The organism is Paenibacillus sp. PastF-3, from assembly GCF_029893135.1.
In the GTDB taxonomy this organism is placed as follows: domain Bacteria; phylum Bacillota; class Bacilli; order Paenibacillales; family Paenibacillaceae; genus Paenibacillus_AQ; species Paenibacillus_AQ nitricinens.
The window spans coordinates 57,962-74,771 of record NZ_JARXWM010000020.1 but is presented as its reverse complement, the minus strand read 5'-3'; the positions used below and the strand labels follow the sequence as shown (position 1 = coordinate 74,771).

General features: G+C 41.7%; 13 protein-coding genes. 9 read left to right on the top strand and 4 right to left on the bottom strand.

All coding sequences use genetic code 11. The annotated features are described in order from the left end of the window. Positions 1-21 precede the first annotated feature (21 nt). Entirely contained in the window at positions 22-591 is a 570-nt protein-coding gene (locus M2444_RS28050) for a manganese catalase family protein (protein ID WP_076284176.1), read from the top strand. A 188-nt stretch (positions 592-779) separates the two neighbouring features. Continuing rightward, positions 780-2,219 carry an amino acid permease gene (locus tag M2444_RS28045; protein ID WP_280788642.1) on the top strand — a complete coding sequence of 480 codons (1,440 nt, stop codon included), beginning with the start codon at positions 780-782 and terminating at the stop codon, positions 2,217-2,219. Here M2444_RS28045 and M2444_RS28040 read toward each other — a convergent pair. After that, a complete protein-coding gene (locus M2444_RS28040) occupies positions 2,216-2,848 on the bottom strand; it encodes a LysE family transporter (protein WP_280788656.1) in 633 nt (210 codons plus the stop codon). The genes M2444_RS28045 and M2444_RS28040 overlap by 4 nt on opposite strands. 113 nt (positions 2,849-2,961) lie before the next feature. Further along, entirely contained in the window at positions 2,962-3,477 is a 516-nt protein-coding gene (locus M2444_RS28035) for a DUF3231 family protein (RefSeq protein ID WP_280788641.1), read from the bottom strand. A 209-nt stretch (positions 3,478-3,686) separates the two neighbouring features. Here M2444_RS28035 and M2444_RS28030 point away from each other — a divergent pair, with 209 nt between their 5' ends. From M2444_RS28030 to M2444_RS28015, 4 genes are all read left to right on the top strand, one after another. Next, positions 3,687-4,046, top strand: coding sequence for an MmcQ/YjbR family DNA-binding protein (locus tag M2444_RS28030; protein WP_094870387.1), 360 nt, complete (start codon positions 3,687-3,689; stop codon positions 4,044-4,046). Continuing rightward, positions 4,047-5,426: an MATE family efflux transporter gene (locus M2444_RS28025; RefSeq protein WP_280788640.1), complete on the top strand. Its 1,380-nt coding sequence runs from the start codon at positions 4,047-4,049 to the stop codon at positions 5,424-5,426. Positions 5,427-5,772: 346 nt separating this feature from the next. Beyond that, positions 5,773-7,458, top strand: a complete 1,686-nt coding sequence (locus M2444_RS28020; protein ID WP_179283615.1) for an ABC transporter ATP-binding protein — start codon at positions 5,773-5,775, stop codon at positions 7,456-7,458. Positions 7,459-7,461: 3 nt separating this feature from the next. Then, complete coding sequence (locus tag M2444_RS28015) at positions 7,462-9,246, top strand: ABC transporter ATP-binding protein (RefSeq protein WP_280788639.1); 1,785 nt, start codon at positions 7,462-7,464, stop codon at positions 9,244-9,246. 131 nt (positions 9,247-9,377) lie between these two features. Here the strand turns inward: M2444_RS28015 and pgmB are convergent, their stop codons facing one another. Together pgmB and M2444_RS28005 are read right to left on the bottom strand one after the other, a co-directional pair. Further along, a complete protein-coding gene (gene pgmB, locus M2444_RS28010; protein ID WP_094870391.1) occupies positions 9,378-10,067 on the bottom strand; it encodes a beta-phosphoglucomutase in 690 nt (229 codons plus the stop codon). 20 nt (positions 10,068-10,087) lie between these two features. Further along, entirely contained in the window at positions 10,088-12,376 is a 2,289-nt protein-coding gene (locus tag M2444_RS28005; protein ID WP_280788638.1) for a glycoside hydrolase family 65 protein, read from the bottom strand. A gap of 111 nt (positions 12,377-12,487) precedes the next feature. On the opposite strand from M2444_RS28005, the gene M2444_RS28000 reads away from it, so the two are divergent. From M2444_RS28000 to M2444_RS27990, 3 genes are all read left to right on the top strand, one after another. Beyond that, positions 12,488-13,237 carry an AraC family transcriptional regulator gene (locus tag M2444_RS28000; protein WP_280788637.1) on the top strand — a complete coding sequence of 250 codons (750 nt, stop codon included), beginning with the start codon at positions 12,488-12,490 and terminating at the stop codon, positions 13,235-13,237. Positions 13,238-13,640: 403 nt separating this feature from the next. Continuing rightward, positions 13,641-15,710, top strand: a complete 2,070-nt coding sequence (locus M2444_RS27995) for an HNH endonuclease (RefSeq protein WP_280788636.1) — start codon at positions 13,641-13,643, stop codon at positions 15,708-15,710. Positions 15,711-15,712: 2 nt separating this feature from the next. After that, positions 15,713-16,141 (top strand): SMI1/KNR4 family protein, encoded by a 429-nt coding sequence (locus M2444_RS27990; protein WP_094879048.1) that lies wholly within the window; start codon positions 15,713-15,715, stop codon positions 16,139-16,141. Positions 16,142-16,810 lie beyond the last annotated feature (669 nt).

Here is a 16,810-nt window from a genome sequence, read left to right as displayed (position 1 = left end):
TAGAGGAGGGGAAGTTCCCGAATGTGGATATATGAGAAGAAGCTGCAATATCCGGTACGGGTCGGCAAATGTGATATCCGGATGGCGCGTTATTTAAGTGAGCAATACGGAGGAGCAGACGGCGAGCTGGCCGCAGCCCTGCGCTATATGAATCAAAGATACACGATACCGGATAAAGTTATTGGCGTTTTGAACGATATTTCTACAGAAGAATTCGCCCACCTCGAAATGATTGCTACCATGATCTACAAGCTGACAAAGGACGCGTCGGTATGCGAATTAGAGGAGGCTGGATTAGGTCCTCATTTTGCCGCGCATGATCATGCCCTGTTCTATAATAATGCCTCAGGCGTACCGTTTACGACGGCTTATATTCAAGCTAAGGGTGACCCACTGGCAGATTTGTATGAGGACATTGCAGCGGAAGAAAAGGCCCGGGCTACATATCAGTGGCTGATTGACATGACAGATGATGTGGATCTGCAGGATAGCCTCAAGTTCCTGCGGGAGCGGGAGATTATCCATGCGATTCGGTTTAAAGAAGCCGTGCAGATTATAATTGATGACCGGGATCAGAAGCGGATATTCTGAGTGATACTAAAGAGTAAAGCGACCAATAGGTCACTTTACTCTTTTTAAATGTATTCAGGTCTCAATCCCTTTGCATTATATAGAATAAAAAAAGTCTGCATGTAGTTAAGAGTATAAGGACAGCCTATTGGAGTGTGTAAAATCCAGAAGGTGAACTTATATCTTCTTTACGAAAAGGACTGAATTCTTTGAACCAAGCTTCTACTAATTCAAAAAATGAAAATAAATTGAAATGGTGGCAGTTAAGTTTATTAGGCGTTGCAGGTACAATTGGAACCGGGTATTTCTTAGGTTCAGGCTTAGCGATTTCTATAGGCGGGCCTGCAGTACTGATCGCTTATATCTTGGCTGCTATTGGAACGTACATAGTATTTGATGCTCTTTCACGTATGACGGCAGAACAACCAGAGCAAGGTTCTTTTCGTTCCTATGCAAAAAAAGCGTTTGGCAGCTGGGCGGGTTTTTGCAGTGGCTGGGTTTATTGGTTCTCGGAGTTGTTAATCATGGGTAGTCAACTAACTGCTTTATCTATTTTTTCGCGCTTTTGGTTCCCAGCGGTACCTATGTGGATTTTTGCTGCTGGGTTTGCTTTATTGGGCCTTGTCATTGTCTTTTTTGGGAATAAGGGGTTTGACCGGGTTGAAAATGTATTGGCTGTAATAAAAATAGCTGCTATTCTCATGTTCTTAATCATTGCGGCTGCTCTATTGGCTGGTTGGATAGGCGGAGGGAAGTATACACCGAAGGTTCCATTAAACTACTCCGGACTGTTTCCTAAAGGAGGAATGGGGTTGTGGTCTGCCTTTCTGTTCGCTTTTTATGCTTACGGAGGGATTGAGGTACTCGGAATTATGTCCAATAGACTTCAAAAGCCGGAGGATGCACCAAAAGCGGGAAAGGTTATGCTGATCGCTCTAGTTATTGTATACATCTTGTCTATTGGTCTAGCTGTAATCATGGTGCCGTTTAGTGCGTTTAACTCGAAAGAAAGTCCGTTTGTTCTAGCACTAAGTAGTGATCATTTGGCTTTCGTGCCTCATTTATTTAACGGGGTGTTGATTGTCGCTGGCTTCTCTACAATGACTGCGTCACTCTACGCTGTAACTTCAATGATGATTACCCTGGCTCAAGAAGGAGATGCGCCGAAGTTATTTTCTCGGAAGTGGAAGGATAAATATCCTTTTTATGCCCTTACTTTGATCACCGTTGGGATTACGGCGGCAGTGGTGATGTCACTATTGTTACCAGGAAAAGTGTATGAGTATATCACTACTGCGGCTGGGTTAATGTTGCTGTATAATTGGTCGTTTATTCTGCTGTCTTCTGGAAAACTGTTAAAAGGAAGCCGGTTTAGCACGATTAAACGTTGGCTAGGATTACTGCTCATTGGGCTCGCGGTCACCGGTACTCTTTTTCATTCCCTCAGTCGTCCAGGGTTATATATTAGTCTGATGCTTGTCACACTGATCGCCGTTTGTGATTGGATCGTGACACGTGTTCGTAAGAAACGTACCGTTGATACGGATAAGGAACCGAGTAAAGGGAATCTATTGTTAGAAATTCAGGGAATAATCGATTATTCAAAGGATCCAATAAAAATCATTCGGCCGAAAAAAAACAGAACTTAATGAAAAAACAATAGCCTAGCGGCTTGTACACCAAAATAAAGCCCAAAACCAACAAGCGAAAGGCCTGACAGCACGGAGATCGATTTTAAAACACCGGTTGTGAGGACTTTACGGAACATGCTTGAAGCGGCCGCCATAGATACATCCCAGATCAAAATTCCAAGTACAATAGCTCCGCTATAAATCAACAACTGCTGCATTGGATACTCCATGGCCGCTTTGGCCAAAATGGACCCGTATATCCCTAGCCAAAATAATATGGAAAGCGGATTGAATAAAGACATCAGTAAACCGGACCAATAAGACTTCGTTAAGGATGAATCATTGCTTCTCATACCGGGTTCAGAAATCACACCAGCATGTTTAATGCTCTCTATGCCCGTATACACCAGCACAAAGAAACCGAATAACCACAAGAATGCTTTAATAAAAGGGGATTCGAGCAGATGGATTACCCCAAAGTAAACTAGTAACATAAATATGATATCTGCACTTATGGCTCCAAGCCCTACCACCCAAGCATGCCAGAAGCCCTTACGAATTCCTTTGTCCAGTTGAGCAGCATTAATAGGACCAATAGGTGCGGATAGCGAAAGACCAAGAAAAATATATCCAATAAAAGTATTGATAGCATTCCCTCCTCTCTAATATTTGTGTGTAATACTAGCCTATTCAAAAGAAACAATTTGTAGGACAACCAAAAAGGCCTCCGATTTATCGAAGACCTTTTCAGAGTACAATCTTATTCAGACTCTGGTCTTTTTACCTGAAGTGGTGGAGGAATTAGCCACCCTTTTTTCTTGCTCAAATTGAGGATTTTAACGCCTATCGCTGCTTTTGTCAGGTGATATTTTGCAAATAATGCACCAATATCTTCTCTGATAGAAAGACCCATAACCTGGCTACAAGCTACCAATCCTGTAGCAGTATCGGCAGCAATTTTAGCAGCAATCTCGGGATCTGTGAATCGTGCACCTATAGGAATATCTTCAAGCTTAACTTCGGGTCTATTCGGCATCGCTGGTACTGAAGCAATCCCGTTATCTGCCAGCAGCGTATCACACTCACTAATTTCAAGCTCAGCTTGATCAATTAATGCGCTTAATACTTTTTTGAGATCATTGTCGCCGGCATGATATAAGTAAGCTCGGTAACACGAAAGGGCGCCCTTTGCTACCATCGAAGCTTGCCATACACTAAAGATCTCTCCATAATGCATCGGTTCATCCTTGGGGTTGCCACCTAAAATTCCTGTCATAAGAAAGCTCCTTTATATTTAAATTTACACGTAGGTAGTATGCCCATAAAGGTTCAAATGTTGCATTTTTCGTCTGCTCCAAAAATATGAGTTATCCCAAAGCTAAAAAAATTATACAGAAACTGCTCAGCTGAATAAAATGATATAATTAAGAAACATGTTTAAGGGCAGAGATGATCATATTGTTGATCAGCGAAGGAGAGAGAGATTTGAAGAATAATATCATCGAATACTGTTTGAAAAAAAAAGGAGCGACTCAAGAGCATCCGTTTGGCCCCACTCCATTGGTCATCAAAGTAGCTGATAAAATGTTCGCGCTTATTTTTGAGGAAACAGGGAAGGTCGTTCGCTTAAATCTAAAATGTGACCCGATCATTGCGGAAAACCTTAGAGAGCAACATGAGAGCGTTCAACCGGGATTTCATATGAACAAAAAACACTGGAATTCAATCATGATCGATGGTTCCTTGTCAGAGTCGGATGTCTTTGACATGATAGACCATTCCTACGATATGGTTGTCAAAAAGCTTCCTAAAAGCCTGCGAGAAGCTATAGTGGAATTGAATTAAATGAATAATCAAATGAAGGATCGTTTTGCCAAGCAAAGTATTCCCAAGCTGATTTTCTTGTTGGCTATTCCTGCCGTTATCGCTCAGTTAATCAATGCCATGTACAGCGTAGTTGACCGGATGTTCCTTGGAAGAATGGAGGAGGGGGGAACGTTAGCCTTATCCGCTATAGGGATATCTTTTCCGATCATTATGTTGATTTCAGCATTTGCAGCTCTAATCGGAGCTGGTGGGGCACCCCTAGCTTCCATAAAGATGGGCGAAGGAGAACATAAAAAAGCAGAAGAATTACTGGGAAGTTGTTTTACTATGCTGCTGATGGCGTCCATAATCCTAACCGCTTTGTTTCTTATCTTTAAGTCGCCATTCTTAACGTTATTCGGGGCGAGTCACGATACATTGCCGCTAGCCGACGATTTTTTAAGCATTTACCTTCTAGGAACTGTGGCGGTGCTCATTTCTTTAGGATTGAATCCATTCATTGCAGCACAAGGATATGCCAAAACAGCCATGCTCACGGTATGCATTGGAGCGGTTGTGAATATCGTCCTTGACGCCATTTTTATTTTTGAGATGAATATGGGCATTAAGGGTGCAGCGTTGGCAACTGTAATTGCCCAATTTATTTCGGCGATTTGGGTATTGGGGTTCTTAATCTCTAAACGTGCGCATCTGCGCTTGCGTCTATCGAATATGCGCATTAAACCTAGAGAGGCTGCAAGTGTACTTGCATTGGGGCTTTCTCCGTTTATTATGATGTCGACCGAAAGTTTAATTCAAATTGTATTTAACACGTCCTTAGCTAAATTTGGAGGCGATCTGTACGTTGCTGCCATGGGGATTATGGGCACGCTGATGCAAATCTTTGGAACATTGTTATCTGGTTTTGCGCAGGGGGCACAGCCTATTATTAGCTATAATTATGGAGCTCGCGATTTCGAACGTGTAAAATCCACCATTTTATATTGCAGTGTTTTTTGCGCAGCTTTCGGATTGTCGATGTGTGGCGTAGCCATTTTTGTTCCGAAGCTGCCCATTATCATTTTTACCAATAATCCTGAGCTTGTGGCTCTGACGGCTAGATTAATGAAGATATTTTTCCTTGGCACTTGTATTTTTGGTATTCAATTAGCGTTTCAACAAGTATTTATTGCTTTAGGACAAGCCCGGGTTTCTATTTTTATCGCAATCTTGCGTAAGATTATCTTGCTTATTCCATTAGTACTTTTGCTCCCGACATTTATTAGCCCGAAAACAGATGCGGTGATTATAGCTGAGCCTATTGCTGATTTTTGTGCGGCACTGACTTGCTGTGTTTTATTTGGACTCACGATAAAGAAGCTCTTTAAAGATAGATCTGATAAAGCTGGAATACTGTGAGGATGCCTGCAATGGCGATTAGAAGTCGGTGTTCTGAGGATGAAACTAAAGATTAAGGTTCTTGCTAGCTTCGGCTATCAAGAACCTTTTTATTTGTGATGCATGAATTCACCCGTTAATCCACCTAAAATAATACTGTTTATACTAATTTATTCATACTGTTTCCAAATAATAGTATTGATAAAATGTATTCAAGAAACATTTTAAATACTAAGGGGAACTTTATGTAATGAGATCAAAATCCTTAACCTCCACTTGGACCAGCATCCGCTATGTCCTCTCCACATCCTGGATTAACAGTAGACGTTCCATTATTTATTACTCTACTGTAACGCTTCTTTTAGCTATGCAGCCCTTCCTTTTAATCCTATTCCCAAAATTTATTATAGATGAACTGACGGGACAGCAAAGACCTCAACAGTTTATCTTCCTAATTTCACTGATGTTTTTAATACTGACTATCACTAGCTATTTTACAGGATATCTACAAAATTTGGGTTTAACTCAATTAATGAAAGTTGTATTTAAACAGATCCACGCCCACACTGCGCAAAATATGAATGTTGATTTCAAAAATACAGAAGATCCCGGTTATCTTAATCAGATGGAGCAGGCCAAGCGTTCTCTACAAAGTGTGCAGAATGGGTTTCAGGGACTTTTTCATACATTTTTTTCATGTCTGGCTGGATTTCTTGCTTTTGCGGGCTATATAACTGTAATTGGAGGATTAAATATTGCTGTTATTGTTTTTCTAATTGTAAGTATTGGGTGTTCTTATGTGTTTTCCCTGCGTGCTAAACGTTATGAGTATGAACATGAACAACAGCTTTCGGAATTGGAGAGGAAGAGAAAGTATTATTCGGATATTATGCAAGACTTTACTTTTGGTAAGGAAATTCGGATTAATTCCTTTAACAATACATTGGTCTCCCTATACCATTCAAGTGTTCAAAATAGACAGAAAATTCAGTCCTCAATCAGCAGCTCTTATTTTCAAAGTGAAATATTAGATATTTTGATCCGGTTATTCCGTGAGGGGATTGTATATGGTTATTTGGCGTATCTTTACCTTCATCAGAGGATAACTATAGGTGATTTTGTGATGTACACAACTGCTGTCGCTGGATTTTCTGGCGTTCTTCAGGGATTTATGAAAGATTTAGCCCATCTGCGCACACAGAATTTATACATAGAGGAACTCCGTAACTTTTTAGAGATACCGCAAGATAAGCAGGGGGAAGGAGCTATGCATACACTCCCAACAGGCCCTTATTCGATAGAATTTAAAGAAGTTTCCTTTACTTATCCTGGTACTAGCCAGCCTGTGTTTAATAAAATATCCTTCATCATCCCTCCGCATCAACGACTTGCTATTGTGGGTCATAATGGTGCTGGCAAGACAACGCTTATCAAATTGTTATGCAGGTTGTATGAACCCGATAGTGGAGAGATAACGCTGAATGGAATCAATATCAAACATTTTGCTAAAACGGATTACTGGAGATTATTTTCTACGGTATTTCAAGAAATTCGCGTACTCGCTTTCTCATTAGCAGAGAATATTTCTCTAAAAGAACATAGAGAGTCTGACGCTTTAAGAATTCATGACAGTCTTGAAAAAGCGGGACTAAGCGAAAAAGTCGCCTCATTGAAATCAGGTATTCTCACCCCAATGCAAAAGTTTTTGGATGATCAAGGCGTTGAGTTCTCTGGAGGGGAAAACCAAAGAATGATGTTGGCAAGGGCGCTATATAAGAATGGAGAATTGATTATTTTGGATGAGCCGACTGCAGCAGTTGATGCAATTGCCGAATTCAACCTGTATACAAGATTTAATGAAATGATCGGAGAGAGAACAGCATTATATATTTCCCATCGGTTGTCCAGCACACGGTTCTGTGACCAGATATTGTATATGGAGCAAGGAGAGATTTCCGAAGCCGGTTCTCACAGCGAATTGATGGAACGCAGAGGAAAATACAATCAAATGTATCAGATTCAAGCACAATATTATAAGGGGAGTGATACCTAGCTTATGAATCCATTCCCTGCTCTGAAAAAGGATTGGCATGTGACCCTTTACTTTTTGAAGCTGGTACATTCCATGTCAAAATCTTATGTTCCGTTAATGGTAGTTTCTTCACTATGTAGCGCAATCTTTCCGTTTATAAACATTATCCTTCCCAAATATTTAATTGATGAATTGATGGGAGCTGGCCGCGAAATGAATATTATCCTTTGGATAGGAATTTTGGTGGCAGGTAATGCTGTCTTGGGGTTACTTCAGAGTTATCTTACTAAACAAATTGAACTGTCCAATTTATTGGTCATGGATAGTTTAGAGCTACATATTGGAAATCATATTATGAACCTGGATTATGAGAATTTAGAGAATTCCAAAGTGCTAGATCTTAAAGAACAGGCGCTTACTCCCATTAGGCAGCAGGATGTTATACGTAAAATGCTAGATAGTATGAAGATTTTGCTGCAAACAATGCTCTCCCTATTGGGACTAACGGCCTTAATCTCTACGTTAAACATTGGAATCATCGTGCTGATTATTGGGATGATTGTACTTAATACCTTTATCTTTAAAAAGTCGCAACAAGCTCAATTCAATTTTCATAAATTATTAGCTCCTCTAAATCGGAAATTTGGTTATTATTCCAAACTGGCCGTTGATTTTTCCATGGCTAAAGATGTCCGTTTGTTTGGGATGGCTCCTTATTTGCTGAATAAAGTGGATGTATATCATAATGAAAGCGTTTGTGGTTTTGGAGGGCTTTACGAAAAAGTGGGGAGATATAAGGGCCTGACCAGTGTTAATCTTCAATTGCAAATGGTCATTATCTACGCCTACATGGTTGTGAAAGTAGTTACGAGGAAAATTCAAATTGGTGGTTTTGTTATGTATATCTCCGCAGCCAATAGCTTTTCTACGCAAGTGTCTCTGGGAATGAATGCTTATGTTGATTTTCGCCAAATGTGTAAGTACATTGAGGTGTTTAGAGAATTTGAAAGTCTAAGTCCAACAATGAAAAGCGGAGAAGAACGTCTTGAAAAACTCATGAATGTTGAGATTGAATTTTGCAATGTGTCTTTTAAATATGCGGGAAACGAGAGCTATTCAATAAAAAATGTATCAATGACGATAAAAAATGGAGAGAAGTTAGCTATAGTAGGTCAAAATGGCGCAGGTAAAACGACTTTTATTAAACTGCTTTGCCGATTGTATGAACCTGATCAAGGAGAGATTCTTCTGAATGGAAGATCTATTCAAGATTATCAATACGATGAATATATGAAAATCTTAGGTGTTGTGTTTCAGGATTATAAATTATTTTCATTTTCTATCAAAGACAACTTATGCGCGAAGGATAGCGAAACATCGGATAAGGAAATGGAAGAAGTGCTTAATCAAGTAGGATTGGAAGCAAAAATGAAATATTTAGAAAGAGGACTAGATACACAGGTATTTAAAATCTTTGATGATAGAGGCACAGACTTTTCGGGTGGTGAAAGTCAGAAGATAGCTATTGCTAGAGCTTTACTCAAAAAGTCACCTATTCTTATTCTGGACGAGCCTACAGCTGCGCTAGACCCTTATGCGGAGTTTGAGATGTACAACAACTTCAATCTCTTGGCAGCAAATAAAACCGTTATTTATATCTCGCATCGGTTATCTGCTTGTAAATTCTGCGATAAAATCGCACTTTTTAACAATGGTGAATTGCGTGAATACGGTCCACATGATCAATTGTTGAAAGATCAGCAGGAGTACAGCACGATGTGGAAAGCACAAGCGAAATATTATCAATAGGTTATTGACAATCGAAATCAGAAGCGGATGTTCTGAAAAGCATATTTCAAACAAAAGCCGGCAAGCTTCCCTTATGAGCTTGCCGGCTTAGTTCGTAACTTACATATATTTAGACTGGGATACCCAATTATTTAGCTTACTCTATTCTTATTAGAGAATTGCTGGTTTAGCTCGGAGTAGTTAAGTTCAGCAGTGTTGTTCAAGTTCATATCAGCGATGGACAAGCTCTCCTGTAAGGAGATATATACCGCGAACATACCTGCCGCTTTGATCGCTTCTACCCCGGCGACTGCGTCTTCGACCCCGACGCAAAATTGCGGATCTACATCAAGCGCATCGGCGGCGGTCAGGAACACTTCCGGGTCTGGTTTGTTGCGGGCAAGCTTGGCTGCATCTACAATAACTCCGAAGTCTTTCTCCATACCTAGAAGGCGGATAACAGTAAAGGCATTTTTGCTAGCGGAGGCAATGCCAGTCTTCACTCCGTGGTTCTTCAGCTCGGCGAGCAATTCAGAAATACCAGGCAGCACATCGGCCGGGGTTAACTGCTTAATGAGTTGCTGATAAAACTCATTTTTGCGGTTCGCCATCTCCTCCATCTCTTCGGGAGAGTAGGTGTGCAGAGTTGTCGCTTGTCCAAGTAGCAACTCCAGAGAGGCTATGCGCGATACACCTTTGAGGTTCTCATTGAACTCTCGGGTGAACGGGAGGCTCAGCTCTTTCGCAATCATACCCCAAGCCTGATAATGATATTCTGCGGTATCGGTAATAACGCCGTCCAGATCAAAGATTACGGCTTGAATTTGAGAGGTTGCATTCATTGTATTGTGCTCCTTATGAATTAGACTTGTAGTGCTTGAGTTACTGGCTTGTCGTTGCCCAGAGTCACCGATTGTCCGTAGAGAATTAGATCCAGGGCTTCACCCTCTAGCAATTCAAGCTCCACACCTTCCTCTCGAATGGTTACAGCAATGAGGCGGCCGCGGAAGGTGAGGCGGAAGTTATACTTCTGCCAGCCCGCAGGTAGGGACGGAGCGAGCGACAGGCCATTTTCCTTGAGACGTGTTCCGGCAAAACCGTACACAATGGCCATCCACGTTCCACCCATATTGGCGAGATGTAATCCGTCTTTAGTGTTTCCGTGCGTATTGTCGAGATCGAGCCGCGCCGTCTCGATAAAATAGTTATACGCTTTGTCCTTATACCCGATCTTCGAGGCCATAATGCTGAATATGCAAGAGGACAAGGAGGAATCATGGGTAGTGATTTGCTCATAATAATCGTACGATTTGCGAATAGTTTCTTGTGACTGCTCGTCTTCCAACAAGTAATGAGCCAGTACAGTATCGGCTTGCTTGCAGACCTGATAACGGTACAGCGTGAGTGGATGGTAATGCAGCAACAACGGATGTTTCTCCGGTGGTGTATTGTCGAAATCCCAGACCGCTTTGCGTAAAAAAGTATCATCCTGCGGATTAATGCCCAGCTTCTCGTCGTAAGGAAGCAGCATGGCATTCGCCGCTTTCAGCCAGCTATCCGCTTCCTGTTCAGTAACATGCAGACGGATACACAGTGCTTGAAATGCAACCTTGTCATACTCCTGAAGTCGAGCGAAACTGCGCGCTGCCCATTTTAAATTATGTTTAGCCATTACATTAGTGTAATAGTTATTGTTCACCAGGCAAGTGTACTCATCTGGTCCGGTTACTTCGTCAATGTGGAAATTACCTTCGTAAAAATGACCGATTTCCATCCACAACCGCGCCGTCTCAAATAGCACCTCTGCGCCGTATTGGAGCAAGAAGGCATCATCTTCTTCCGCGAGATGATATTGGATATAGCTGTAGGCTACATCGGCACTGATATGATATTGGGCTGTGCCGGATGGGAAGAAGGAGGAACATTCCGTACCCGAAATCGTCCGCCATGGGAACAATGCACCTTGGGCATGGCCCATCTCTTTAGCACGATCCCTTGCTTCCTCCAACTTGGAGTACCGGTACAATAGAAGCTGCCGGGCCAAGTCAGGAGAAGTCATCAGGAACACAGGGAACATGTAAATTTCCGTATCCCAGAAATAATGACCTTCGTATCCTTCTCCGGATAAACCTTTGGCAGAGATATTGCTGTGTGCGTCGCGTCCGGCTGATTGCAGCAGCTGATAAAGGTTGAAACGTATGCCCTCCTGAAGTGATGAGTCGTTCTCAATCCCTACATCGGAGCGCTTCCAGAAGTCAGCTAAATATTGCTCCTGCTGTTCCAGCATGTCTTCAAAGGAACGGTTCTGGAGTGATTCCTGTACCTGAATTCCTCTATCTACAAGACCTTGTTCATGGCGCAGAGTATCCGTATAAACATTCCATTTGGTCAGCGACATCGGACCAACTAAGGAAGCGGTTGCCGTCACTGTTGCATCGGTTTCTCCAGCTAGAGTTTCAACCAGCCAATCACCGTCCCATTCATGACGGGTGACACAGGAGGTCCGCAGACCGGAAGCCATCGTCTCATTCTCCAGGCATACATATTCACCGCGAACATCAGACGCTACTACACTTAGGCGTTTGGCATGGCCAGCTGCTACACGTGGATCATTCGGATTCGTATAATTGCTAACATCGCCGTTTACACGGGATACAACTTGAATTGGACCACTGAAATTAACAGGCTCAAGCGTAAGATGAATAGCAAATAGCTCCCGGGTAGTAAAAGAAACGAGCCTCCGGAAATGCAGCTTGAGTTCTTTACCGGAGGGCGATTTCCAGTGAATTTTACGCTCCGAATAGCCCTTGTCCATATGGAGATTACGCTCATAAGCAAGCACACTCTCTTCAGTAAGTGCAAAGGGCTCCTTATCTTCGCCTATATAAATATTTATATCTTGGGAATCAATAATATTAACTAGTTTTTGCTGGGTCCCTGGAAAGGCGAACAGCTTCTCCCCATAGGGAATGTCAATCACATCGTGAAAAGCGTTCAAATACGTACCGCGGATACTGCGGATTTCATTATCGGAATACCCTTCTTCAAAATTGCCACGCACGCCCAAATATCCATTCCCCAGCGCAAAAATACTTTCCAAATTCAGTAGGGTATCTGCCGACAATCCCTGATTGGCAATGCTCCAGCTCATGCTTATGTTTCCTCCCTTGATGGTTATGAATTGAATTTTAAGTCCGAAAGAGCTAAGATTATACTAAATTATTTAGCATATTATCAAAATTTTTAGGTGAGGTTAATAAGTATGGATCAACTTAAAGGGAAACATAAACTGCCGGAATATTGGTCCACACGTTCTGTGGATCTGTCAGAGGGGTTTGTCCATCCTCCGCTGGATTATGAACATGAGCTTTTGGAAGCTATCCGACTGGGTGACGAGAACCGGGCACTCGAAGCACTGCATAGAATTAACGCAATGGAAGCCGCTACGCTAGCCCGATATCCGCTGCGCTCCAAGAAAAACGCTATGATTGCATCCTGCACCTTGTTTACACGTGCGATTATCCGCGGTGGTGTTGACCCTGAGACAGCATTTCAGCTGAGTGATACGTTCATCCGTGCAGTGGAAGCTTCGACGGAGCTTGATGCACTTCATCGATATGAATATGAAATGGTCCTGCAATTCATCACAGTGATGCGGCAGCAGAAGGAGAACCTTCACTATTCACATATTGTCAATCTATCCATATATTTTATACGCGAGCATCTGTTTCAAGATTTGAACCTTAGCTTGATTTCCGGACATGTCGGTGTGCATCCCAGTTATTTGTCCGACCGCTTCAAGCGTGAAACGGGTATGCCGCTCACGGAATTTATCAACCGGCGTAGAATTGAGGAATCGCAGTCGATCCTCATTCACACGAATCAGTCTATTTCCGAAATCGCTTTGATGTTTAAATTTTGCAGCCAAAGTTACTATACACAGTTATTTAAAAAATACACTGGCTTGACCCCAAAGCAGTTTCGTCGGGACGGTGGAGCGATTACGAAATGAGAGAAGTTGAATCATTAACGATCCCTAAAATTTGCTGTCCATGCTTCCCTGGTTGGGTACTGGATAGCTCTTTTTACGTCCAAAGTCACATGTGTTAATTGAATAATATAAAGCATCAGATACAAGAATCAATCCTATGCGTTCTGTTAAACAGGTTGATTATAGGGAGCTATCACTATAATCAACCTGTTTTTTTGCTGTCTACTTATTCTTACAGCAGTAATTAGAATTAAAAAAATTAAAAGAAAGGATTTAAAGTAAAATAATGGGAAGCTAAGCCGATATATAGGTTAGGTGTGCGCTCCAAATACTTAAGTTTTTAAAGATGATGTAGTACATAAAGAGCTGTGGGGTCGAAGAAAGGTGCATTGGATGGTCTAAGTGTAAGAACTGGAGGTCATAAATGGCATTGGACAAAATGGTATTTAAAGAAGATGAAGTCGAACGCCTGCAGACAAAAATCAGACTGGTAAGCCAAGATACCAACCGGCTGTACTTGCAGCTGAGAGGTCAGACCAATAACTGGGGTGGTATTCCGCTGGGTTCAGATTTGATACGAGCTCAGACGCTTATCAATGAACTGACGGTAGAAGCTGAAAAGCTTGAAGATATTATTCGTCTTGCAGTAAAAGGAGTTCAAGGTGCACAGGATGAGAACAAGAGGCAGGCTAATCAACTTTTTCAGCAATTTGGTACTCTTGGAGGGATGTTCGGAAAACTTGGGGGAGGCAATGCAAATGGACAGTTTCCGATCCCGACGTATGCCCAGAAGATGGTCACGAAACTGATCACCTCGATTGCTGCTTTAATGGGACGGGATGAGTTGAATACCGATCCTTTGGTGCAGAAACTACAAACAATGGTTAAGAATTCCGGATTGGGAACGATCGACTCCATTACAGCCCAAAGTAAGCTGAAGGATATCTACCAGGCACGGGATCAAATCGCAAAAGCGCAGACCGCATATAAAGTATATCAAGCGTTTGGAAACAAAGCTCAAATGGACGCAATGCATAAGCTGGCGGAAGACGCACGCCAAAAGCTGAAATATCTAGGCATAGACGAAGTCCATTACCAAGCAGATAAGGATCTAAGTGGTTATTTCAAGAAACCAGTGGTTAAGGCGTGTGATTATGATCCGTCAATTACTACCAGCAGCGTACCATTAGTTCAGAATGAATCGTATCTGCTGATGCTCCGAATGGCGATGGAACCAGGAGATCAGGGAGCCTGGGCTAAGCGCCAACTCGTAGGGGAACGACTGAATATTCCGCCGATGGAGCTTCCAGATGGGACACCGATTACCGCATATAACAATAAGAATGAGATAACACTCAACTATTTTAATGCGCATGTATTAAAACCTAACGAGACCAATTCGTTATCGGCATATTATTCGTGGTTGGAATCAACCTACGGAATGACAGAATGGCGGAAAAAAGTGGTACAAGCGGATGCGGTTACGCGGGCATTTGTAGGATCTCTTATCGAGGAAACCGTTATGGGTGTTGTGGATACAGTGACGTTTACATTCCATTTTGTCATAGACCCGGAGAAGACGACACAGGAAATGGCAGATACAGCATCTTATATCATGCAACATCCAGAAGTCTTGGCAGAAGCAGCGAAGAAGATGTATCATAACTTTAATGAGGGAACGCCGGAGGAAAAGGCTTCCATGCTGGGTGCAGCTGCTTCTGTATTGGTACCGGGGCTATCTGTGACTAAGGGTACAAAGGTAGGAAAAGTGGCCGATGGGGTACAAGATTTTGCCACTAAAGCGATGGAAGGCGTGAAAGACCTTAATAAAGTCCTTCAGAATTCCGGTCACTTGGCTGAACTCCCGAGATTCAAGCCATTTTTAAGCACGCCAGAAGGTGTGCCTTTCAGTGTAGGAAAGATCCCCATGGATTCGAATCCACTGCCCAAAACATTTGTGCAGGAGCATTATATAAATGAGATGAATGGGTTTGGGGATGTGAAAGGTGGTAAGATTGAGGGGACGGGTAAAAAGACAGGGAAGTTAGAACTGTCAGATTTTACAGATGAAATAATGAATACCAAGCCTATGAACTCACCTGTTCCTAAAAAGTGGTATGATAAAGGCGGTACTATTTTGTTAGATAAGAGTGGGACTTGGACTTATACTAATAAAGAAGGGATATCGGTTAGTTATCCTAATGGGTATCCTGACTTTTCAGCATATTACCACCCTACTGTTAAACCAGTACCAATTGAAGTTACTGTACCTAAGAACCCTCAAGAAGACTTCAAAAAAGCTAATTTAGAAGCAGGGCTTAATAAGGATTCTGATCCGCCTGTGCCAGCAAGTAATAAACCTCCTGAAGGTTATTCGTGGCATCATCATGAAGATGGAAAGACAATGATTCTTGTTGATGAAGATATTCATAGAGAGTTTAGACATATCGGTGGTCAGTCTACAGTAAATGGAAAAAATAAAAAAGGAGAATAACCATGGCGAATATGGATCGAGCAAATGAGAAAATAACTATAAATGAAATTCGTGAATTTGAAGGTAAATATGTTCTTAAGCTTCCTGAACAGTATATTGATTTTTTGCTTAAATATAATGGAGGCTATCCTGAAACATCTACATTTAAGATTTCTGATGAAGAGGGTGAAAGTGTCGTAAATAAATTTTACGGGATCGGTGATATGAAGGGGAATTTGGCTAAGGTGTTTGAGGTTTTAGATGGTGAGCTACCTGAGGGATTTATTTCGATTGCTAGTGATCCAGGAGGAAACGAGATTTGTATTGGAATTAGTGAGAAATACTTTGGAAAAATATATTTTTGGATGCATGACATGGAGTCAGATGAAGAGATGGAAAATATGTTTTTTTTGAAAAACAGTTTTAACGATTTTTTTGAAAATTTATATTAAGGATTGTTAATACGAGAAATACCGCCCTTACTGTGGTCTTTTATCCTATTTAGGTTGTTGATGAATAGATCCTACCCAGTGCCGAATAAGTCGGGCGGCTGAGCCTAAGCAGACTTAACCCATGTAATACCCGTATAAAGATTTGGTCATTTTGATTGTACGAACATTAAAGGCTTTATTTTTATAACCCAAATAGCGGATTCCGTTACATTGAACAGGTCGATTATGGTCAGATACCACCATGATTGACCTGTTTTTTGTTACCTTTGTTATCTGCGGTTTTTTCGAAATTACTAGCAACTGCAAAATACCATATAACGATAGTAATACTGAGAAATAAAAAAACGAAACTTTCAAGATGGATAGAACGACAACTATAGTAATGTTGTTATGCAAAGAGTAGCACTTTGTCCGTAACATAACTGACACTTGCAAAGATGATGACGGTGCAGGAAAGAAATCTGATGGCGACCAGTCAACATATAAAGGTAAGTTAACTAATTAGAATTCCGAGCACTTAGCTGAACTCCCGAAATTCAAGCCATTTTTAAACGCACCAGAAGGTGTGCCTTTCAATGTTGGGAAGATCCCGATGGAGTTGGGAGGTTTATGAATGAGAATAAGCGTAACTTGATAATGCTGTTATTGTTTGCTTTGACGATTTATACA